This is a genomic window from Rhodohalobacter mucosus, assembly GCF_003150675.1.
GTDB lineage: Bacteria > Bacteroidota > Rhodothermia > Balneolales > Balneolaceae > Rhodohalobacter > Rhodohalobacter mucosus.
Window position 1 is genome coordinate 496,615 of sequence record NZ_QGGB01000005.1, and the last position, 21,317, is coordinate 517,931.

A 21,317-nucleotide genomic window follows, 5' to 3' on the forward strand; every position below is an offset into this window, starting at 1 on the left:
TATCAGTCTGCCTGGGCAAGCTTAAAGCCGGATTCTCTGATAATGGATAGTATCAACGGTCTTCGACCGGGGTCCAATCCAGGTTTTTCTCAGCGATATAGAGTGCCCGCGGACGAACAAGCCGGTTATTGGCTGCCTGTTCCATGTAGTGCGCCGACCAGCCCGAAATACGGCTCATGGCAAAAATACAGGTATAGAGGTCCGGTTTGATCCCGATGCTGTAGTACACCGTTGCAGAGAAGAAGTCTACATTCGGATCTATATCCTTCTCTTCCTTCATGGTTTTAACCATGGCCTCAGACCACTCGTACAACTTTTGCTGACCGGTCTCCTCAGAAAGTTTTTTCGACATTTTTCGAAGGTGAAACGCACGGGGGTCAAACGTTTTGTATACACGGTGCCCGAAACCCATGATTTTTTCCCTGCGGCTCAGTTTTTCTTTGGTGAAAGCCACCGGGTCGGCCTTTTCTCCCTGCTCTTTCAGGTTCAGAAGCATATTCATGACAGCCGTATTGGCACCTCCGTGGAGAGGGCCTTTCAGGGCACCGATCGCTCCTGTGATCGCCGAAAACATATCGGACTCTGTTGCACAGATGGTTCTTGCCGTAAATGTGGAAGCATTCATGCCGTGTTCCGCATGGAGAATCAAGCATAGGTCCATGGTTTTTTCCGCCGCTTCGCCCGGCTCTTCGCCATTCAGCATGTATAGGAAATTGAATGCCGTACTGCCTTCTTTTTTGGGAGCGATAATGTCTTTGCCATTGCGAACGCGGTCAAATGCGGCAATAATTGTAGGCATCTGCGCTGTAATTGAAACCGCATGGTGTATTGATTCTTCATCGCCGGATCCGGTATCCGGTTTTTCAAAATCTGCCAGCATGGAAACGGCTGATCGCAGCACAGCCATGGGTTCTGCATCCTTGCTTGTGGTTTTAATGTATTCAAGAACAGGTGATGGCAGCTCGCGTTGCGAGATCAGTTCATTTTTGAGGTTCTCAAGCTCCTGTTGATTGGGGAGCCTGTCGTTCCATAAAAGGAAACAGACTTCCTCAAACGTAGCGTTTTCTGCAAGTGTATCAATATTGTAGCCGGAGTAGATCAGTTCTCCGCTTTTACCGTCAATAAAACTCTTGGTTGTCGAGAAGGCCACAATGCCGTCAAGGCCTTTGTTGATATGGGGATACTCGGTTTTGTCAATTTGTTCCAGGTTGTGCTGCGCCATTCGTATTCGCTGTCTTTTATATAGTTAATTTTTTTATCCCTGCCACTGCGTGTTCTATAAACCGCCTCGCTCAAAAGGCAACGCTGCAGAAGCAGATAGGGGGCAGATTTTTATGAAATCCTATCGGTTCCGGATTGCAGTCGTTCTGATATGTTTTACGCAGAAATGAAAAACTTTACAGAACAGAAAAAATACAAAACAGACGGGGAAATTAGAAGTAATTTCAACCCGTATCCTGTAAAGAATCGTAAGCTCTCAGAGCTTTAGCTCTTTGGCTTCGTTCCAGAGTTTATCCATTTCATCCAGGTTGGATTCCACAATGGATCTGCCCTGAGTGCGGAGCGTCTCTTCGATATACCTGAAACGGGTGTCAAATTTTTTATTGGCAAGGCGTATAGACTCTTCCGCATGAAGACCCAGCAAGCGTCCTACATTGACCAGGCTGAATAGTAAATCTCCGAACTCATCTTTCTGTTCAGCGATAGACTGATTTTCCACAGCTTCGCGCCATTCGTCGATCTCTTCATTCAGTTTTGTCCATGCAAGCTCCCATTCGGTCCAGTCGAATCCCACATTTGATGCCTTCTCCTGCATGCGCTGTGCGCGGATCAGGCCCGGAAGATGGCGCGGAACGCCGTCCAGTACAGACTTTTTGCCCTCTTTAAGCTTGATGGCTTCCCAGTTTGTGGCTACCTCTTTTTCACCGCGGGCATGGGTATCGTCAAATACATGGGGATGACGCCGAATCAGTTTTTCAGAGATGGAGTAGATAACGTCATCGATGGTGAACGTATCCGTTTCAGCAGCCATTTTACTTTGAAAAATGACGTGCAAAAGCAGGTCGCCGAGTTCTTTTTTTAATTCCGGAAAATCCTCTTCTTCAATGGCTTCAACAGCTTCATACGCTTCTTCAATAAGATTGTCTTTAATGGATTGATGGGTCTGTTTTTTGTCCCATGGACACTCTTTTCTGAGAATGGCGATCAGCTTTACCAGGTCTTCAAATTGTGATGATGGTTTCATTCAGTTACCGGAAATCGTCTGTCAGGTTTTGCGTTTCTTTTTCTCTGCTGCGGGGAATAAAACATTGTTTAAAATCAGTCTGTATCCTGGACTGCTGGTGTGCAGGCTCAGATCCGTAGGTGCATCGCCCACTCTGTGCGTATAGTCTTCGGGGTCGTGTCCTCCATAGAATGTAAATGTACCCTGACCGTGATTGCCATGCAGGTACTTTACCTGATTGCGCCCCGGCGATTCAGCCAGCACAACCACACTGTTCTTCACAGTGTTGCTTTGGAAGGCGGTTGCCTGACCGTAAAATCCACGGATGCTGCTCACATGATTCTGTGTAAGCATGGTGGGAACAGGATCCCATTTGGCTGAAAAATCGAACAGCGTAAAGTAATCCAGGCTCTCACTGATTCGGTTGATATCCACTTCGATGTCAATGGAGGAGTGCTCGTAAAGGTAGGGATCCAGAAAAACTTCAAAGTTTTCAAAAGCAAATGTGGAGGTGAAGTCCAGCCTCTCATTGATATCGGCAGACAGGGCGGTTCCACCGATTTCAGGCGGTACAATATTGAGTGCCGCTGCCGCAAGGGCAATATCGAACGTATCGGTGCCTGAGCACATCGCAAACATAAATCCGCCGTTGCCAACAAAATCGCGTATCTCGTAGACCACATCGAGCTTCAGCTCTTTGACGGAGTCGTAGTTCAGGCTCTCCGCAAGCTGTTCCAGCTTCTGTACGCTGCTGATATACCAGGGAGCATTCCTGTAAATGGACCAGAACTTGCCGTGCTGTCCCGTAAAATCTTCATGGTGAAGGTGCAGCCAGTCGTACTGCTCCAGATCGCCCCGAAGCACTTCCTCATCGTAGAGGCGATCGTAGGGGATCTCGGCATAATCGAGTGCAAGCACCACCGCATCATCCCAGGGCAGGGCATCGGGCGGGGTATAGACGGCAATGGATGGAGCTGCCTCCAGATTGATGGCTGCCATGTTCACATTCGGCTGTTCCACTTCATTCACGATACCTGCAGCATCAAGCTCGGATATCACATCGATTCGCACATTCCTGACGCGGGCTTTGCGAACAATATCCGCCGTGTTGGTCGTCAGGAAACTGCCGCCCCTGTAGTTGAGCAGCCACTGTCCGGTTTCTCCCTCACCAAGGTGGTTAAAGATAATTCCATACGCCTTGAGGTGATTGGTCTGAGTGGCATCCATGGGAATAAGGACACGGCTCTGTGCGAGCAAGCCGGCTGCAAAGAAAACAGTGAACAGAGTGAAAAGAAAAATTCGCTTCAGTGTGTTCATAACGCTATGGATTCAAAAGTCTGGAGTTTTTCCCTGGCGTAGGATGAATAGAGGCCATCCGGATACCTGATGACCAGCTCCTCATAGAGGTTCGCAACATATTGGGGCGTCAGTTGTGATGAGATCCGGTTGAGGCGGTCGCGGTATGAGGTTTGCATAAAATCGTATAAAAAGGGCGGCTCCGGAATAGATTCTGCTATCAAGCGGTCAAGAAGCTGTTCCGCAATGAGCGCGCGATCCCACATCATTTTTTCCAGAAGCGGTGAGTAGGGCCGTGATTCAATCTGCCGCTCCAGAAGCAAAAGCGTAAGCGGATCGTACTCCGCAGGGAGCAGCGTTGATAGTTCAGCCACAAGGTCGTCGGCCAGTGGATTGCCGGGAACTGCAAGAACAGGCTCAATAACGGAAAGCCCCTCTTTGTATTCGCCTGAGTGGAAAGCGTGCATCGATTTTCCCAGCGAGGCAAGAAGCGAACCGGTTGAGTCGGCACGGATACCGTTTTTAATCCACATACGCAGTTTTACGGCGTCATTTGCATAAAAAGACGTATAACGGCGCTCCAGCGTCCGCAGCTGAATTTCCGCAAACTCGAAATCGCCCGCAAAAAAATCGGCCAGCCCAAGATAATACCGCGCCCGTTCGGATAAATCGGATGATTCTGTATTGCGGTCGGCCCGGGTGAGCGCCTGACGCGCTTTTATGTAATCCTTTTCAAACAATGCAATTCGGCCCTCGGCATAGTAGGCATAGTCGTCGTCGGGTTCAACAACCCCGGTCATTCTGTTGTACCATTCACTTGCCAGCGATTGATCCTTAAATTGATCGAGGGAGATATCGATCAGCAGCGCAAAAACCCTGTCGGCCCGGTCATAGTTTGGTGCATCTTCAATGAGCGCAGCGGCGGTCTGGTATGCGCGCATGGTACGTTCTTCAACCATCTGTGCAACCGCAGTGTTATTTTGCCGGAGATCACGGCTCCACTGATAGTAGGTAAAGGCCAGTTCCTCCATCGAACGGAACCTGTTGATGCCGGTGTCATTTTCAGCATAATACGTGTAGGCTTCTGCGGCATACTCATACTGTCCGGCAGACTTCAGCTGATGGCCGAGCGACATGAGTGAATAGATGGTGTAGGATGTTTGCTCTTCATAATACCTGGCAAAGTTAAGTGCCCTCTCATATTCAGAGGTTTCCAGCAGGAACCATGTGAGCAGCTGATAAAGCTGGGAGTATGAAGTGGTTGTGATGTCTGCCTCGAGAAGCATATCCTCAAGCTCCATTGCCGCGATCTGGTAGAGGCTCTGGTCACGGCTCCTCAAAAAACGCTGCTGCACCATCGCTATCTGGTCAGGATTTTCGATCACGAGGCGAAAAAACTCTTTTACGGCTTCTTCGAACCGGCCGGCCTGCATATAGCTGTTTGCCAGTTCGTTGAGGAAAAGAGTGGGGTTTTGCATCTCCTCCCTCGCTGCAAGATACGTTTCGGCGGCGCTGCCGTACTCCCGCCGGTTCTTCATGGACGATGCCACGGAATAGTAGGTCTGAATGTCTTTCGGATTCTCTTCCAGAACCCGGTTCCAGATAGAGAAAGACTCCTCTTTTTCGCCTTTCATATGCAAAATTTCAGCCAGCCGCAGTGAGGGCTGAAGCCTCAGGCGATCGTTTTCGAGCTGTCCGCGTGCCGTTTCCTCCGCTTCATCCAGTCTGTTCAGTGCAACCAGGCACTCGATATAGCGGTCAAAAAAGATGAATGCATCCGGATTGCTTTGGTGCAGGCTTCTCATGATAGGCAAGGCCTCATCATAATTTTCCTGCTGCATCAGGCGGTTAGCCTGCTGAAAATCAGACCCGGTATCCTGCCTGGCCTGCAGGCCGGTGGCTGTAAGGAGCAGCAGAACAACTGCAAGTGCCGTTTTGGGTGTAAGGGTTTTCATGTTATCAGATGCAAAAATATCTCTTTATGAACAGCAGGCATCTCCGCCTTTAATTTTTGGTAGAAAGCGTTCATCGGGAAACCTACCACATTGTAATAATCGCCTGAAATTTCACGTATGAAGAGGGCTCCAAGATCATCCTGTATCCCGTATGCGCCTGCTTTATCCATCGGACTGCCGGTTTGTACATAGAAAGCGATCTCTTCCTGCGTTAACGGTGAAAAGGTTACTTTTGTTCTCTCAAACAGAGAAAAGGAGTATTCGATTGCACCGTTATGTCCAAGCGTCCCTGCCCAGACTCCGCTGAACACCTCGTGCGTGCTGCCGGAAAGCCCGGACAGCATCTCTGCTGCTTCTTTTTCAGAGACGGGTTTCCCCAGAATATCGGAGCCTGCCACCACAATTGTGTCTGCGGCTATTACCAGCGAGTTTTGATGCCGGGCTGAGACATCCCTGCCTTTCTGTTCCGCCAAAGAGATGACGATGTCGGAGGGAGCGAGGGCCGGGTCAATCACTTCATCCAGACCGGAGGGGTCTGTTTCAAACTCAAGGTTCATCTGCCTGAATAGCTGAGCCCGCCTGGGGCTTGCCGATGCAAGTATGATTTTCATAAAATGCCTGACGTTACAGATGAATTTTTTCTGTTATTCAAAGAATTGAATAACTTAACGAATCGTTGACCATCAGTAAACAGAATTTATTCCAGTCACTGCTTTTGCAGTTAGTGCCTGCAGATATCTGCAGGCGGAATGTCTTAAAATGAATTCCGGTGCCGTTCGCGGAGAATCGACTGCTGCCGGGCAATAAGTAACAGATCAAACGGATACCATGTCAGCCAGGAAAACCAAAAATCAGGATGCCAAACCGATGCTCTTTTCTCCTCTCAACTATAAATTGATTGGACTCGGCGTTATGCTGATAGCCGCCGGCTTTACGGCAATGAAACTTGAAAATGAAGTATATGGACTGATATCCCTTTATATTTCGCCCGTGGTTATCCTGGCCGGTTACATTACCGTAATTTATGCCATATTGAAAAAAGACCACAAGCTTGACGAGCCATCCGAAAACGCTACCACCTGATTCTGATTCTTGGACCGACTGACCAACTATTTTTTCGGTTTACTGATTATCTACCTGTTCATCATGGAGGGGAGAGCCAACGATCATCTGATGATTCTGACCGGCCTTGGCCTGTCCATGGTTATTGCATACCTGGCTTTTCTGCTGAAGTGGATTACACTTGACGCCGTAAAACCCGTGATCATACTGGGTACGGTTACCCTGGGGTTCGGGGGATGGTGGCTTGCACTTGCACTGATATACTTTTTCCTGAGCAGCAGCCTGCTCTCCATGCTTCGGAAACGGCTGAATCCTGAAGAGGAACTCGACTTTACTCCCGGAACCACGTCTGCGCCTGACTACAGGAGAGACGGATTCCAGGTTTGGGCCAATGGCTTCTGGCTTGCCACATTTGTAACAGTCTGGTTTCTTACCGGTATAGACACGTTCTGGATTGCTTCACTTGCGGTCATTGCCGCCGCAACATCCGATACCTGGGCGACGGAGATAGGCACCATCCGCCCCGGAAAAACCCGCCGTATCGATACCTTCAGGCTTGTTGAGCCCGGAACGGATGGCGGCATCAGTTTCAAAGGCATTTTGGCTGCACTGCTGGGCAGTTTTTCGACGGCACTCTTTATTCTTCCCGTGTTCGGGTATATCGTTATAACGGCGACCATCGTATTTGTATCCGGCTTTCTCGGGTCTCTGATCGATTCAATGGTTGGCGCTGTGTATCAGAACAGGGAAGAGAACGAGCTTGAGGAGTCTGGCGGGCATTTCTCCAGATCTCCGCAAGTACAGCGGAACAATTTAGTAAACTGGGTTGCCACCGGAACCGGAGGTCTTCTCACACTCATAATCCTAAACATCATCTCTTTATGAAGAAGTGGTATAAAAAACTTCATTGGCAAATTATTATCGGCCTTGTGCTGGGTCTGATCTGGGGGTTATTTTCAAGCGTTGCGGGGCTCAATGAGTTCACCAGCGAGTATATCAGGCCGTTCGGAGATATTTTTGTCACACTTCTGAAATTGATCGCCATTCCGCTTGTTCTTGCATCACTGGTTGTGGGTATTTCCAACCTGAATGATATGTCTAAACTGTCCAGGATGGGGGGTAAAACGATCGGAATTTATATGATCACGACAACCCTGGCTATTGTGATCGGGCTTACCGTGGTGAATGTGATGCAGCCGGGCAAAACCCTGCCGCTGGAGACGCGGACCAGCCTGATGGAGAGTTATACGCAGGATGTGGGCGACAGGGGTGAGGCCGCTCAGGAAGTCCTTGATCGCGGTAACCTGCAGTTTATCGTCGATATTGTGCCGGAAAATTTCTTTGAGGCCGCATCCGACAACGGGAATATGCTTCAGGTCGTGTTTGTGGCGATTCTATTGGGGCTTGGTATTGTCAACATCCCCTTACAGAAGGGGGAACCGCTTATCAATGTGTTTGATTCGCTGAATGAAGTGATCATCAAGATCGTGGACCTCATTATGAAAACGGCTCCCTATGGTGTATTTGCACTTATGGCGGTTGTCATTGTTGATCTGGCGGGCGATGACCTGGGGCAGGCGCTGAATTTGCTGAGTGCCTTGGGCTGGTACTGTCTGGCGGTAGTGATCGGGCTTTTTCTTCACGTGCTGATTGTTTACTCAAGTCTCTTCAAAGTGTTCAGCAAGATGAAGCTGCGTGACTTTTTCAAGGCCATACAGCCTGCTGTACTTCTTGGGTTCAGTACCAGTTCGAGTGCAGCCACCCTGCCGGTTACCATGGAGAGAGTGGAAAAGAACCTGGGCGTTGAAGAAGAGGTCTCCAGTTTTGTACTGCCCGTGGGAGCCACCATCAATATGGACGGCACGAGCCTCTACCAGGCGGTGGCGGCCGTATTTATTGCACAGGCTCTGGGCATGGATTTATCGATCGCCCAGCAGCTAACCATTGTAATAACCGCCACACTTGCATCGATCGGGGCAGCCGGGGTGCCGGGCGCCGGAATTATCATGCTGGTTATCGTACTTCAGGCCATACAAGTGCCCGTTGAGGGAATAGCGCTGATACTGGGTGTCGACAGAATTCTGGACATGATACGTACGGCCGTAAATATCACCGGTGATGCGGCGGTATCTGTTGCAGTTGCCCATACGGAAGGTAAACTGGGAGCTCTCCACTTCGATGAAGAAGATGAATTTCCTGACGATGAATGAAACAAGTGAGCTCTTCAGGAGTTATCACTACCTGATATCTTAAATCCAATTATCTGATCAAACCGGTTTTTACACGTATGTTACCTACTGTAGTTCTTGGATTACTGCTGTTTGCCGGCGGTGTTGAAAGCTCCGCAGCGATCACTGCGCAGCATGAATCAACACCATCAGACAGCACAACCACTCTGCTAGCCGACAGCAGATTTAATGAAGGCGTGGATGCCTTTTACAGAACAGACTGGCAAACGGCAGATTCCGTTTTCAGCGAGCTTAAGAAGGAACACCCCGACGACCCGATGCCCTGGTTTTTTTCGTCCATGATGCCGTTCTGGGAGTATTTTTTTATTGAACAGACGCCGGAAAATGCGGCAGAGTTTCTGGAAGAGTCCGAAGTAGCCGTCAAGCTGAGCGAACAGCAGTTAGACCGCCAGCCAAGCGATACAACAATGGTGCTTTTGCTCAGCGGACTGCACGGCTACCGCAGTCTTGTAGCTGCAGGGGAGAGTGAATACCGGGTTGCTATCAGCAGCGGTCTTGCAGGATTTAACTTCACGCGCAAGTTGCTCTCGCTGGGCTCCGATCGTCCGGATGCCCGGATCGGACGCGGCATGTTCTATTACATGGTGGGAAGCATACCGCGAGAAATGCGGTGGGCAAGCAACATGGTTGGGTTCAGGGCGGATGCGGAACAGGGATTTGATGAACTGAAAAGGGCGGCCGAAAGTGACAGCCACGTAAGCATCGACGCCAAAATGATGCTTATGTACCTCTACAACAAGGAGGAGAGATTTAATGAATCGCTTGAATATGCAGAGAAGCTGACCAATGAATTTCCCGGAAATATCATATTCAGGTATAAAACGGCTGAAATTCATGAGAATGCCGGCAACATTGATCAGGCGATCGCGTTTTACGAAGATGTTACTCAGATGAATAACAGCGGTTTCGGCAGAATACGAAGCCTCAGCAGTGAAAAGATTCGTGAGTTATCGGGCATGGCTGATTAACATTAGAAAACGCTCTGAAAGGTTCAATTTTTGTCGGTTTTTTATTAAATCACATATGGTATTTTTCACTACAGAAAATCGCCTATGGGGGTAATGCTACCGTTCAGTTTTACACGTATAGCTGCACTGACTACGGTCCTTTTATCGATCTTTTTTTCAGGGAACTTACAGGCACAGGTTGCTCTCACCGATGCATCGCTGTTCCGGGTGTCGTTTACTCTGGGTGAGACGATGACGGATAACGGAAGGGCCGTGCTTTCGGTTGATGACATGGCGAAAGCCGATGCGTCCTTAAGCTATGTAAATGTGAACGGCCCGGCCCGGCAAGCGGAACTCCCGCCTTACTTCTACCTGGAGCTGGCAAACGGCAGGGTTGCGGTATCTGCGCTCAATCCGTCAGGCACTGCCACAGATAACAATGTATATGCATACCTTCCCCTTATAAACGAAACGGACTATGCCCTGTCCGGACTCAATGCCGCTTTCGATTTTCTCTACCGCGCAAATGACGAAATGAGGGGAGAGCTGACCCTCCAGGTGAAAACGGGAACCCGTCCGTGGCTGGATGTGGCCGGCAGCAAAACGAGGCTCTCGGATTTGTCGTCTGACGGACCCGATGAATGGCAATCGTTCTCCATTCAGACAACCATCGACAATATCTATACCCGGCAGGGGGATTCAATTGAATTCAGATGGGTTCTGGATTCTGCGCCCGGCACACCATTGCCTCTTGTGATCCAGGCGATAGAAGTACGGGCGGAGACAACCGTTTCCGAACCGCTCGAGCCGGGCAGCCTGATTATTACCGAAATTTTTGCCGGGCCCGACCAGAATGGCTCCGAATATATTGAGCTCTATAATCCCACCGCGAGCAGTGTATCGCTGACAGGCCTCAGCGTCCGCTCGGGTGACAATTCGTTTGTGGTACAGCGAGACGAGGAGGTAAAACCCTACAGTTACTATGTTCTCGCCGAATCGGGAATGGAGCCGATCCTGGAATCGACACCCCGCTACCTTTACTATGGACGCATTCTGAGCTCAGGCAGCGGTTTTATTGAACTTTATATGGGCGGCGAGGAGGCGGCCAGGGCCGCTTACGATATCTCCGAACCCTTCTCTTCCGTAGAGCTGGGCCGGACGATCAGCGGTTTTGATGGATATTCCAGCATGCAGGACTTCAATTCGTCGATGTCTGACCTGGGTAACGGGATGAACGGGTCGCCCGGGTACCGTGGCAATTCCGTGCGTCACTTTTCCACTATGCTGGAGGCAGGTCATCCATATCTTGCATCCATACCCGGTTTGCTGCCCGAAAGTATGAACCGGTTGCTGTATACCGAAGCGCAAATCCTGAACCTTGATGGTGAAGCTGTAAGGCCCGGTGACATGCTTCCCGGGCAGCCCTACCTTTTCCGGTCAGGGCAAACCGCTCAGCAGATTCGACTTTTTGCTGAAGAGTCGGCTGCCGCACTCTACTCCGGAGGGCCGCTAAAAACCGCAGAGGGAAACAGTGCTTACTCCTTTCTGACGCTTCCGCCTGTTACGGGACTCACGCTTTCCGGACTGATAAATGAATTTAGTCAGCCGGTTGTGCCCGCAGTACAGGTTTGGGATCCGGATAAAGAACGGTTTGATGTAATCTACTCTGATGATGTCGAACTCAACAGCTGGAATGCAATGATCATCAATGAGAATGTGCCGCAGCCTCTGGAGGCCAGGACGGGTACAGCCTCGAGAGCGCCGCTTGAGAGAATGATTACATTCAGCTTGTACGAGGAAGACGGTAGCAGCGAAATACTCCGGGATCAAAGTTATCTTACGTTTATGCCCGGCTACTGGACCGAATCAGGCCGAAGGTACGACCTGCCGAAACTTCTGCCGCTCTCAGCAGATGTTCAGTCCGCCGGTGACAAGGAGATCTCGCTCTTTTATCTGAGGAATGCGGAAAGCAACCAGCAGGGAAACAGTTTTACCCACCTTCCATTTGAGCCTTCTCAGGATTACAGGATAAGCGCAGATCTCCGTTCAACAAAGCGCAGTATGCAGACGGTATTAAGATGGTCGCTGACAGATGAAATACCCGACGAATGGGAGATTACGCTAACAGACCGCTTTACGGGCCAGCAGATCGATATGCGCGGGCAGTCCAGTTACCGGTACAGGCACGCAGCCGGGGATCTTATTGTTACAGATGAAGATGCTGAGGGAAGCTCACCGGTTAGCGTATTGCAGCTGCCGCCGCAGTCAGACGACCGGTTCAGTATTTTGATCAGTCCATATGAGTCGCCATTGGGGTTGCAGGAAGAGGCTGAGCAGCCGGGAAGCGTTGAACTGAGGCAGAATTATCCGAATCCGTTTAATCCGGCCACAAATATTGTCTATTTTATACCGGATAACCGGCAGATAAAGATCGGGGTCTACAATGTTGTAGGGCAGCAGGTGGCTACGCTGGTCGATGAAGTAATGAGCGCCGGAGAGCATACAGCAACATGGAATGCATCCGACATGCCAAGCGGAATCTATATAGTTCAGCTTGAGTCCGGAAATCAGGTATTTACCCGAAAAATAACATTGATTAAGTAAGAAGAAACCTGAATCTTACGGATGTAATATCACATCGTCATTTAATTTCAAACTCAATTACTATTTTACTCTTCAATGCAGTTTAAAACAGCTCAGGGGTTAGATATCCCTGAAATAGGGCTTGGTACTTATAAACTTTACGGAAAAGAATGCAAGAGGGTCGTTACTGAAGCAATTAATTTGGGCTACAGGCATATCGATACGGCTCAAATGTATAAAAACGAACAGGAGATCGGGGATGCGATCCGTTCTTCAAAAGTGGACCGCGGGGACCTGTTTCTGGCAACCAAGGTATGGCACACCAACCTGGAACACGATGATGTGCTTCAGACGGTGGAAGACAGCCTGAGGGCGCTTCAAACCCCCTATGTCGACCTATTGCTGATCCACTGGCCGAATAAAATGTATCCTCTCGAAAAGACACTGGAAGCGCTCATGGTGCTCCGTGATCAAGGCAAGGCACAAGCCGTGGGCATCTGCAATTTCCCAATGGATCTGACGCGTAAAGTGGTTGAAGACCTGCGGATACCGATCTTTACAAATCAGGTTGAATATCACCCCTTTCTGGCCCAGTTCGATCTGCTGGATTATTCCTACGATCATGATTTTCTGATTACGGCCTACAGTCCGCTTGCCCAGGGTGAGGTATTCCAGAATGAAACGCTCAAAAAAATCGGTGAAGAGCATGGCAAAACTGCCGGACAGGTATCGCTTCGCTGGCTTATTGAGCAGGAAAATGTGATTGCCATACCTAAAGCATCGAGTGCAGATCATCTAAAGGAGAATCTTGATATCTATGATTTTGAACTGACCGATGAGCAGTTTGAAACGATCGATGAGATTGAAAAAAACCGGCGCCTCGTCAACCCCAGCTTTGCTCCCGACTGGGGATCGTGAACCTTCGGGCATGTGCCGATAACGGGTTACACGTACCTGTATAAAAAGGCTTTAAGGGTCTTTTGACCAGGCTGAATGCGATATGCATGCAACGCCGGGCATCCGTTTAGCGCCTGTCACGTAACTCCGCTGCAAGGCGCTGCGGAACGATATTGCGGATCTGATTTTTATAGTATTAACTGAACAACATTTAATAATTGAATCACACATGCTTAAAACATCAGATTACCTCATACTCTCTGCGGCACTTGCATCCATGATCCTCTCGATCTATTTATGGTTCAGCGGCCAGCAGGATGCCGGACTATTTGTAGGAATCTGGGTCCCCTCTATCCTGGGATTTGGCGCCTATTTTAAAATTATTCAGTACAGGAGTAAATTATGAGCATTCCTTTTCTGTTTTCATCCGGTATTATCGTCGTTATCCTGGTAGGAATCGGCCTGTTCTTCACCTTTAAAGAGTTCGGCGAGATGTATGATCATCCGGAGTCATACAGACTGGACAGGACGTCAGACCCCAAAATTGTGTCTGACGATGACGATGAAAGCCTATAGCCAGACAGAAACTGCGGCAGAAATGGGCTCAAATTTCTCACCGTCACCTTTACCTTTGTAGAGCGTCTGGGATACGTTCACGCCGCTGTCTGCCTGCTCTGCCTTTTGTGCGATATAGATCTCGTCTCCCTCAACGCATTCTGCCATATACTGTATGTTGAGCTCTCTGCAGGCGCGTCCGTTGGTTGCGCTGTCTGAAAGATAGCCGGTAAACCAGCTGATGTACGCCACATTATTAACGTGCCCGTTCATGTCAAGATGATGCTTCCCGACCCACGTAACCGGCGTGGTTTCTTCTTCAGGTGAGAGAGGAACTGTTTTAAGCGGTTTTTTGTCGGGCTCGACGATATGGGACGGTTCTTTAAGTCCCAGCTTCAGGATCTCTCCCGGTAAACGTACAGGCCGGCGGGTTTTCAGATTGAGCACCATCCACTGGCTTACCGCTGCTGCCAGCCGCTGCCCGTCCGGGTCGAGCAGTTCATAATCCCGCATCGCGCGAAGGCCGTCACCCTCTGACGGACGTGTTTTTACAATAACCTCATCCCACCTCGAAGGGTACCGGTACAGATGAATATTCATTTTCCAGAGTACCCATGTGAGCCCCTCTTTACGGAGCTGTGAAATATCGAACTGCAGATGATCGGCATGAATGCCGGCCGCTTCCTGAAAATAGTTGCAGATAGACGCAGTGGTTGCCCGTCCGCGGTCGTCCACTTCATAAGAGCGGACTTTGAACGGTACGGTGTATTCACGCTGCAGAGAGTTGTCGTGGTTCATCGGTGTTAATATAAAAAAAGAGTGGATCGGTGGTGCGACGGGGAAAATAACGAACTTGAAGCGACTTGAAAAAAGGTGTTCGCTGACTGAAGCGGCTCCTGAAGGTACCGAGAGGCGGATAAGGGGATAAAAATGGGATTCACAGTGGAGCCTGGCGAAAAGCCGGAGTGGATATAAAGATGGAAAACACCTTTAAATTAACGTTCAAAATGAAATGATTTTTAAGCTATAGAAGGTATTGATCCAGTGCTTTGTGGATAACATCGGGAATTTGTGGATAACTGACGTCCCTTATCGAAATCCCCGATTTTAGCACATTTGAAGGGGATTTTGAGCCCTGAAGGCTTTTTCTGCCCGATCTGAAAGAGTGGCCGGAGGGCTCTGGAAGGTGTCCGTTCATCAGGGTGAAACAGGTTGCAGTTTGACCCTGAGCCGCGCTGAAGAGCCGGTGTGGATAATTAAGGCTTTTTGTGGAAAAGTATTCATTTTTTTTCTTGCTGTCTCTTGCTCTCTCGGATATATTGCAAGGCACAATATTACGCTTCGGGCACACCCATTTGCCCTCCCCAAAACGTTATTTTTATCACCTTTTAAGAGTTAACCCGATTTATGCAATTTGAACGTCTCTACACCAAGTCTGACTGGAAGAATCCATATGGTAAAATCAAATTTGAAAAGCGAAAATCTGAAATAAAGAATCCTGACGGTTCGCTGATCTTTCAGATGGAGAATGTGATCGTGCCCAGCAGCTGGTCGCAGGTTGCCACGGATATCATCGCGCAAAAATATTTCAGGAAAGCGGGCGTACCTGCGAAGCTGAAAAAGGTGAAGGAGAAAGACGTTCCGGTATGGCTGCAGCGTTCTCAGCCGGATACCAAAGCACTTGAGAAACTGGATGAGGAGGAGCGGTACTCCCATGAAATTGACAGCCGTCAGGTTTTCCACCGACTGGCAGGGTGCTGGACCTACTGGGGATGGAAACACGACTATTTTAAATCCGAAGAGGACGCCAAAGCGTTCTACTCGGAACTCTGCTACATGCTGGCCAACCAGATGGCGGCACCCAACAGTCCGCAATGGTTCAATACCGGACTGCACTGGGCCTACGGCATCAACGGTCCTGCACAGGGGCACTACTATGTAGATGCGAAGACCGGCAAGCTCACCAAATCAAAGGATGCCTACACCCATCCGCAGCCTCATGCCTGCTTTATCCAGAGCATCGACGACGATCTGGTGAACGAAGGCGGCATCATGGATCTCTGGGTGCGTGAAGCGCGCCTGTTCAAGTACGGCTCCGGAACCGGTTCCAACTTCTCCGCACTGAGGGGAGAGGGAGAGCAGCTGAGCGGCGGCGGTAAATCGTCCGGACTGATGAGTTTCCTCAAGATCGGCGACCGTGCAGCCGGCGCCATCAAGTCGGGCGGAACCACACGCCGGGCGGCCAAGATGGTGACCCTTGACCTGGACCACCCCGACATTGAAGCCTACATCAACTGGAAGGTGAAGGAGGAGCAGAAGGTGGCCGCCATCGTGGCCGGCTCCAAGGTTGTACAGAAGCACCTGAAGAATATCATCAGCCTTTGCCACCAGCCGATCGAGATCGAGGGCAAGATGTACAACGGCGCCATCAGCCGCGATCCGCTTAAAAACAAGGAGCTGGCAACGGCCATCAAAAGCGCCAAGCGCGAGCAGGTACCGCTCAACTACATCGAGCGCGTCATTCAGCTTGCAGCCCAGGGCTTTACGGACCTTGAATTTGATACCTACGACACCGACTGGAATTCGGAAGCCTACAATACGGTGAGCGGTCAGAACTCCAACAACTCCGTTCGCATCCCGAACAGCTTTATGCAGGCGGTGATCGACGACAAGGAGTGGAACCTGTACGGCCGCATCGAGAAGCGGAAAGCGAAAGAGGAGAACCGTGATCCGCAGCCGATGCACACCCTGCGGGCGCGTGAACTCTGGGATCAGATCGGTTATGCGGCATGGTCGTGCGCCGACCCCGGTACCCAGTATCACGACACCATCAACGAATGGCACACCTGCCCCGAAGACGGCGAGATCAAGGCGAGCAACCCGTGCTCCGAGTACATGTTCCTCGACAACACCGCGTGCAACCTGGCATCGCTCAACCTGATGAAATATTTTACGGATGAGACCGGCAAGGAGTTTGATGTTGCCTCCATCCGTCACGCCACACGCATCTGGACCGTTGTCCTCGAGATCTCCGTTCTGATGGCGCAGTTCCCATCAAAAGAGATCGCGGAGCTCTCCTACATCTTCCGTACGCTGGGCCTCGGCTATGCCAACCTGGGTGCAGCGCTGATGGTGCAGGGCGTACCGTACGACAGTGAGCGCGGCTGCGCCATTGCAGGAGCCATCACCTCCATGATGCACATGAAGTCGTACGCTACAAGTGCGGAGATGGCCGATGAGCTGGGCACCTTCGAAGGGTACGAGCGAAACAGCGAACACATGCAGCGCGTGCTGCGAAACCACCGGCGCGCCGCCTGGAATGTAGCTCCCGAAGAGTATGAAGACCTCACCATCAAACCGAAAGGAATTGACGCCAATCTCTGTCCCGATTACCTGCTGAAGGCAGCCCGCGAAGACAGCGACAACGCGGTGAAAATGGGCGAGGAGCACGGCTTCCGCAATGCGCAGGTCACCGTGATCGCCCCGACGGGAACCATCGGGCTGGTGATGGACTGCGACACCACCGGCATTGAGCCTGACTTTGCCCTGGTGAAGTTCAAGAAACTGGCCGGTGGCGGATACTTCAAGATTATCAACCAGAGCGTGCCGCTTGCTCTCAAGAACCTGGGTTACAAGCCGAAAGAGATCGACGAGATTATCAAGTACGCCAAGGGTCACGGATCGCTGGAAGGCTGTCCGCATATCAATCCCGAAAGCCTGGGTGAGAAAGGATTCACCGAAGAGAAGATCAAGGCGGTTGAAGAGGCCCTGCCCGGAAGCTTCGACATCAAGTTCGCCTTTAACCAGTGGACCCTGGGCGAAGAGTTCTGCACCGAGGTGCTCGGTATCACCGAAGAGCAGCTTTCCGACTTTAACTTCGATATGCTGCGCTATCTCGGTTTCTCCAGGGAGCAGATCCAGGAAGCCAACGACTATGTGTGCGGCACGATGACCGTGGAAGGCGCTCCGTACCTGAAGGACGAGCACCTGGCCGTATTCGACTGCGCCAACAAGTGCGGACGCATCGGAACCCGGTACATCTCTCCGAAAGGCCATATCAACATGATGGCCGCGGCACAGCCGTTTATCTCCGGCGCCATTTCGAAGACCATCAACCTGCCCAACGAGGCTACGGTTGAGGACATCAAAGACGCGTACATGCTCTCCTGGCAGCACATGCTGAAAGCCAATGCGCTCTACCGCGACGGCTCCAAGCTGAGTCAGCCGCTCAACTCGATGAGCGACGTGCTCGAGGAGATCGAGGAGGAGGATGACGAGATGACCGCGGCCGCGCAGGACAAAGTGGTGCAGACGGCCGAGAAGATCATCCACAAGTATGTGGCGCGCCGTCAGCGTCTGCCGTTCCGCAGAAGCGGCTACACGCAGAAGGTGAAGATCGGCGGACAGAGCATGTACCTGCGAACCGGCGAGTACGACAACGGCCAGCTGGGCGAGATCTTTATCGACATGCACCGCGAGGGCGCGGCATTCCGAAGCCTGATGAACTGCTTTGCGATCTCCATCTCCCTCGGCCTGCAGCACGGTGTGCCGCTTGAGGAGTTTGTGGATGCGTTTGTGTTCACCAAGTTTGAGCCGAGCGGCATGGTAAGCGGCAGCCCGCACGTGAAGATGACCACCTCGGTGATCGACTACATCTTCCGCGAGCTGGCGGTAACCTACCTGGAGCGTGAAGACCTGGCCCACGTTGCCCCCGAAGATATTCTGACCCGCAAACTGCGTCCCTCCGAAGAGGATGAAATTGCTGAAGAGGTAGCGCGGCGGGTTACAAAAAAAAAGGTGAAGCCGGTTAGTGAGGAGGTGACCGCCGCAGCGGCGCAGCAGCAACAGGCTGCCGACGAAGCGGAGTCCGACTACGACCGCGCTAAACAACTGGGCTATACAGGCGACTCGTGCCCCGAGTGCGGGAGCATGACCATGATCCGCAACGGTACATGTTTGAAATGCATTACCTGCGGGTCAACAACCGGATGCTCCTGATTTAGCAATCAACCAAGCAAAAAATCCGTCCCGAATGGAACCGGGAACGGATACACAGACGACGACTGACATGTCAATAGTTTAAATCATGCCCGGCGGGACGAAATCCTGTCGGGCTATTATTTGCTTGTGAGCCGTCAGCTTTCAGCCATCAGCTGTCAGCTATAACGGTTCAGAATTTCTGAGTCGTTTCGGTTTCAACAATACCGAAATGGTATGTTTATTGAATTGAATTGGAATGAGATGAGAGACTTCCCGGGCCAATTGTTTCTCCGGCCGCAGGCAACGTGACTGAAGCATCATTGCATAAGAGCAATAATCAGAACCCAGGAGATAGTTGCAACACCAACCTGCACAATTACACACAGAGCATGGTCCGGATTAGGTTGGATTTGAGAGGCTTGTCCCGTTTTACAGTCATAAGCCCTGTGCCCGGCATTTTTTCAGAGAATCAGGAAGGCGGCTCATCATACTTTTCATTGGCTGAACCGGAAATGGTGAATCCCTTGTAAACAGATCTTCGATAACAGTCCAAAACTGAAAGCAGTTATCAAAGATTCTTATCGAACATTCTATGACCGATTTCGCTGTTTAAGCTCTATTTAGTTGTATGAAAATGAAAATTTTGACATTATCATCCATAAGCAATGTTGCTAATATATATGTTATAACTTTAGTTCTTATTCATTTCATCATTTAAATAATGTTTGACAAAGATACAGAGATTGCACAAAAGCTATTATCAGAGTATAAAAAATTGAATTTAACAAAACCTAATGAAAATTGGCCTAATGATATTATAAGAGCACTTAATTATCTTAATGAAAATCTTTTTGAGTTAGATACTACCGTTAAAGACATGAAAGAAAAATGCAGAATATCACAACAAAATATTTCATCTAGATTTAATAACTATGTGGGCAAATCACCAATGAAATACTTATCAAGCCATCGGATTCAAGCTGCTAAATTAATATTAAGGTCTAATGAAATAAATCTCTCTAAGGCAAAAATCGGATTTTTAGTAGGGTATGATAAGCCATCTACATTCACGAAAGCTTTTCAGAGGAATTAATAGATGCATTTTTCAATAAAAAATTCAATACTTATTTCTCTATCCACTTGATAATTTTTAAGTAATGTAAAGGCGCACAGGGATAAAACATGTGTAATGCTAAAACATTAACTAATATTATGAAAACCATGAGAAAGTATTTATCAATTACAATTACGGTATTACTTTTAACCTTAACCATAGTTTCTTGCAATATTTTTCAAACAGATGACAAAAAGACTGATTTCGAACTATCTTTTGCTGACTTTGAAAAAGTTGGAGTAATTCATAATGAAGGGCTAGATTTAATTAAAAATTACATTAGTGAAAATAGAGATATCCTAAGAGATCGCGATAAACTCATCAATAAAATTAATGAGTTATCTGTGCTTTCAAGTAACATTGATGAGGAAATTAATACACTTCCTCTTATTGATCTTAATGTTATATCTTTGTCGACAATTAATTTTGTCGATGAAAAATTCGACAATGATAAAAGCACTGACTTATTATCGGCTAATTCAATATCAGACCCATCAGGCTTGATTCCAGATACATTATGGAATCAATTTTCTTCAACTGCAAGAAATTTTGTCATTGAATTGTCTGAAATTCATGACTCATATAATAGCTTAAGTCAACTATATTTCTCTATTGAGAATTTCGTAATGTCTGTCCAATCTTCTTCTATAATTGAAGAAGAAAAAATAGCGTTGTTCACAGGAGCTTATACTGCTTATTATTCAAATGAATACTGGACATACAATAATGACGATTGGGAAGCACTGCATTTTGATGACGGAAATTCCATGACAAAAAGTTTGCATACAGCCAATTCGTCATCCAGTTCTTGGAGAACACACGTTCGAGCAGATATCGGAGGTGGAATAGTTGGAGGTGCAATGGGAGCCAGAGCTGGTGCTATTGCCGGAGCAACAGCAGGAGGTGTTGGTGCTTTGCCTGGAGCCGTATCTGGCGCAGTAAGTGGTGGTATAGCAGGTTCTGTGGGAGCATCAGCTGCATCAATTGTGTTAAGCTGGTTTTAACTAAAACTTTAATATTCGTAGACATGAAAGTTCATTTTATAATAGAAATTATATTTGCTTTTGTTGCCTTGCTTTTAATCAATATATACTATGTTGAGTTAAGTATATTAAAAGCAACAATTGTTTCTGGAATAACTACTATAATTTTGGGTTTTACAGTTTATTTTCTTTTTATAAAAAATAAACTCAATGCAACATAAATTTATATTGTAGCCGTGTATTATAATTTTAAAAAAGCCTGGTTTCTTTACTGATTCTGGGCTTTTTTTGTTATAACAATGCAAATCAAGCGGACACGTTTGCGGTTAGTGCCTTACGCTCAAATACTTAGCCGTGCCGCTTATTTGCCAAACCGTTATAAATCAAGAACTCAACATTCTTACATAAACAGATGACCTACGCCCTTAGATGAATCAAAAATACTCCTTCTGCTGCGCAATTTTTTTAACAA

The 21,317-nt window shown here is 48.9% G+C and carries 17 protein-coding genes; 11 read left to right on the forward strand and 6 right to left on the reverse strand.

From position 1 onward, the window contains the following. Positions 1–52: 52 nt before the first annotated feature. From DDZ15_RS07690 to DDZ15_RS07710, 5 genes are all read right to left on the reverse strand, one after another. Positions 53–1,222 (reverse strand): citrate/2-methylcitrate synthase, encoded by a 1,170-nt coding sequence (locus DDZ15_RS07690; protein WP_109646485.1) that lies wholly within the window; start codon positions 1,220–1,222, stop codon positions 53–55. 255 nt (positions 1,223–1,477) lie between these two features. After that, positions 1,478–2,245 (reverse strand): nucleoside triphosphate pyrophosphohydrolase, encoded by a 768-nt coding sequence (gene mazG / locus DDZ15_RS07695; protein ID WP_109646486.1) that lies wholly within the window; start codon positions 2,243–2,245, stop codon positions 1,478–1,480. 21 nt (positions 2,246–2,266) lie between these two features. Next, the gene (locus DDZ15_RS07700; protein WP_199222906.1) at positions 2,267–3,541 is read right to left on the reverse strand and encodes an asparagine synthetase B; all 1,275 of its coding nucleotides are present in this window, start codon (positions 3,539–3,541) and stop codon (positions 2,267–2,269) included. After that, a complete protein-coding gene (locus DDZ15_RS07705) occupies positions 3,538–5,475 on the reverse strand; it encodes a tetratricopeptide repeat protein (protein ID WP_109646487.1) in 1,938 nt (645 codons plus the stop codon). The genes DDZ15_RS07700 and DDZ15_RS07705 overlap by 4 nt, the downstream gene beginning before the upstream one ends. Then, entirely contained in the window at positions 5,472–6,086 is a 615-nt protein-coding gene (locus DDZ15_RS07710; protein ID WP_109646488.1) for a Maf family protein, read from the reverse strand. Before DDZ15_RS07710 ends, DDZ15_RS07705 begins: the two co-directional genes overlap by 4 nt. A 217-nt stretch (positions 6,087–6,303) precedes the next feature. On the opposite strand from DDZ15_RS07710, the gene DDZ15_RS07715 reads away from it, so the two are divergent. From DDZ15_RS07715 to DDZ15_RS16705, 8 genes are all read left to right on the forward strand, one after another. Continuing rightward, on the forward strand, positions 6,304–6,558 hold the full coding sequence (locus DDZ15_RS07715) for a DUF3098 domain-containing protein (RefSeq protein ID WP_109646489.1): 255 nt from the start codon (positions 6,304–6,306) through the stop codon (positions 6,556–6,558). 9 nt (positions 6,559–6,567) lie between these two features. After that, on the forward strand, positions 6,568–7,422 hold the full coding sequence (locus DDZ15_RS07720) for a DUF92 domain-containing protein (RefSeq protein WP_109646490.1): 855 nt from the start codon (positions 6,568–6,570) through the stop codon (positions 7,420–7,422). Further along, on the forward strand, positions 7,419–8,747 hold the full coding sequence (locus DDZ15_RS07725; protein ID WP_109646491.1) for a dicarboxylate/amino acid:cation symporter: 1,329 nt from the start codon (positions 7,419–7,421) through the stop codon (positions 8,745–8,747). The genes DDZ15_RS07720 and DDZ15_RS07725 overlap by 4 nt, the downstream gene beginning before the upstream one ends. Before the next feature lie 77 nt (positions 8,748–8,824). Beyond that, positions 8,825–9,754, forward strand: a complete 930-nt coding sequence (locus DDZ15_RS07730; protein ID WP_109646492.1) for a tetratricopeptide repeat protein — start codon at positions 8,825–8,827, stop codon at positions 9,752–9,754. A gap of 84 nt (positions 9,755–9,838) precedes the next feature. Continuing rightward, positions 9,839–12,337 (forward strand): T9SS type A sorting domain-containing protein, encoded by a 2,499-nt coding sequence (locus DDZ15_RS07735; RefSeq protein WP_109646493.1) that lies wholly within the window; start codon positions 9,839–9,841, stop codon positions 12,335–12,337. A 75-nt stretch (positions 12,338–12,412) separates the two neighbouring features. Beyond that, on the forward strand, positions 12,413–13,234 hold the full coding sequence (locus tag DDZ15_RS07740; protein ID WP_109646494.1) for an aldo/keto reductase: 822 nt from the start codon (positions 12,413–12,415) through the stop codon (positions 13,232–13,234). Between the two features lie 208 nt (positions 13,235–13,442). Further along, positions 13,443–13,619, forward strand: coding sequence for a hypothetical protein (locus tag DDZ15_RS16820; RefSeq protein WP_199222907.1), 177 nt, complete (start codon positions 13,443–13,445; stop codon positions 13,617–13,619). Then, the gene (locus DDZ15_RS16705) at positions 13,616–13,789 is read left to right on the forward strand and encodes a hypothetical protein (protein WP_158278645.1); all 174 of its coding nucleotides are present in this window, start codon (positions 13,616–13,618) and stop codon (positions 13,787–13,789) included. The genes DDZ15_RS16820 and DDZ15_RS16705 overlap by 4 nt, the downstream gene beginning before the upstream one ends. Here DDZ15_RS16705 and DDZ15_RS07745 read toward each other — a convergent pair. Beyond that, positions 13,784–14,566, reverse strand: coding sequence for an acyl-[acyl-carrier-protein] thioesterase (locus DDZ15_RS07745; RefSeq protein WP_109646495.1), 783 nt, complete (start codon positions 14,564–14,566; stop codon positions 13,784–13,786). The two genes, DDZ15_RS16705 and DDZ15_RS07745, sit on opposite strands and share 6 nt — an antisense overlap. 609 nt (positions 14,567–15,175) lie before the next feature. Here DDZ15_RS07745 and DDZ15_RS07750 point away from each other — a divergent pair. The 3 genes from DDZ15_RS07750 to DDZ15_RS07760 all read left to right on the forward strand — a co-directional run bounded on the left by DDZ15_RS07750 (position 15,176) and on the right by DDZ15_RS07760 (position 20,866). Next, on the forward strand, positions 15,176–18,766 hold the full coding sequence (locus tag DDZ15_RS07750) for a vitamin B12-dependent ribonucleotide reductase (RefSeq protein WP_109646496.1): 3,591 nt from the start codon (positions 15,176–15,178) through the stop codon (positions 18,764–18,766). A 703-nt stretch (positions 18,767–19,469) separates the two neighbouring features. Next, entirely contained in the window at positions 19,470–19,841 is a 372-nt protein-coding gene (locus tag DDZ15_RS07755) for a helix-turn-helix domain-containing protein (protein ID WP_109646497.1), read from the forward strand. A 119-nt stretch (positions 19,842–19,960) separates the two neighbouring features. Beyond that, a complete protein-coding gene (locus DDZ15_RS07760; RefSeq protein WP_109646498.1) occupies positions 19,961–20,866 on the forward strand; it encodes a hypothetical protein in 906 nt (301 codons plus the stop codon). The last annotated feature ends 451 nt before the right edge of the window (positions 20,867–21,317 follow it).

Coding starts and splice junctions, on each gene's coding strand:
- DDZ15_RS07690 (WP_109646485.1), bottom strand. CDS start 1,222: ATGGCGCAGCACAACCTGGAACAAATTGACAAAACCGAGTATCCCCAT.
- mazG (WP_109646486.1), bottom strand. CDS start 2,245: ATGAAACCATCATCACAATTTGAAGACCTGGTAAAGCTGATCGCCATT.
- DDZ15_RS07700 (WP_199222906.1), bottom strand. CDS start 3,541: ATGAACACACTGAAGCGAATTTTTCTTTTCACTCTGTTCACTGTTTTC.
- DDZ15_RS07705 (WP_109646487.1), bottom strand. CDS start 5,475: ATGAAAACCCTTACACCCAAAACGGCACTTGCAGTTGTTCTGCTGCTC.
- DDZ15_RS07710 (WP_109646488.1), bottom strand. CDS start 6,086: ATGAAAATCATACTTGCATCGGCAAGCCCCAGGCGGGCTCAGCTATTC.
- DDZ15_RS07715 (WP_109646489.1), top strand. CDS start 6,304: ATGTCAGCCAGGAAAACCAAAAATCAGGATGCCAAACCGATGCTCTTT.
- DDZ15_RS07725 (WP_109646491.1), top strand. CDS start 7,419: ATGAAGAAGTGGTATAAAAAACTTCATTGGCAAATTATTATCGGCCTT.
- DDZ15_RS07730 (WP_109646492.1), top strand. CDS start 8,825: ATGTTACCTACTGTAGTTCTTGGATTACTGCTGTTTGCCGGCGGTGTT.
- DDZ15_RS07735 (WP_109646493.1), top strand. CDS start 9,839: ATGGGGGTAATGCTACCGTTCAGTTTTACACGTATAGCTGCACTGACT.
- DDZ15_RS07740 (WP_109646494.1), top strand. CDS start 12,413: ATGCAGTTTAAAACAGCTCAGGGGTTAGATATCCCTGAAATAGGGCTT.
- DDZ15_RS16820 (WP_199222907.1), top strand. CDS start 13,443: ATGCTTAAAACATCAGATTACCTCATACTCTCTGCGGCACTTGCATCC.
- DDZ15_RS16705 (WP_158278645.1), top strand. CDS start 13,616: ATGAGCATTCCTTTTCTGTTTTCATCCGGTATTATCGTCGTTATCCTG.
- DDZ15_RS07745 (WP_109646495.1), bottom strand. CDS start 14,566: ATGAACCACGACAACTCTCTGCAGCGTGAATACACCGTACCGTTCAAA.
- DDZ15_RS07750 (WP_109646496.1), top strand. CDS start 15,176: ATGCAATTTGAACGTCTCTACACCAAGTCTGACTGGAAGAATCCATAT.
- DDZ15_RS07755 (WP_109646497.1), top strand. CDS start 19,470: ATGTTTGACAAAGATACAGAGATTGCACAAAAGCTATTATCAGAGTAT.
- DDZ15_RS07760 (WP_109646498.1), top strand. CDS start 19,961: ATGAAAACCATGAGAAAGTATTTATCAATTACAATTACGGTATTACTT.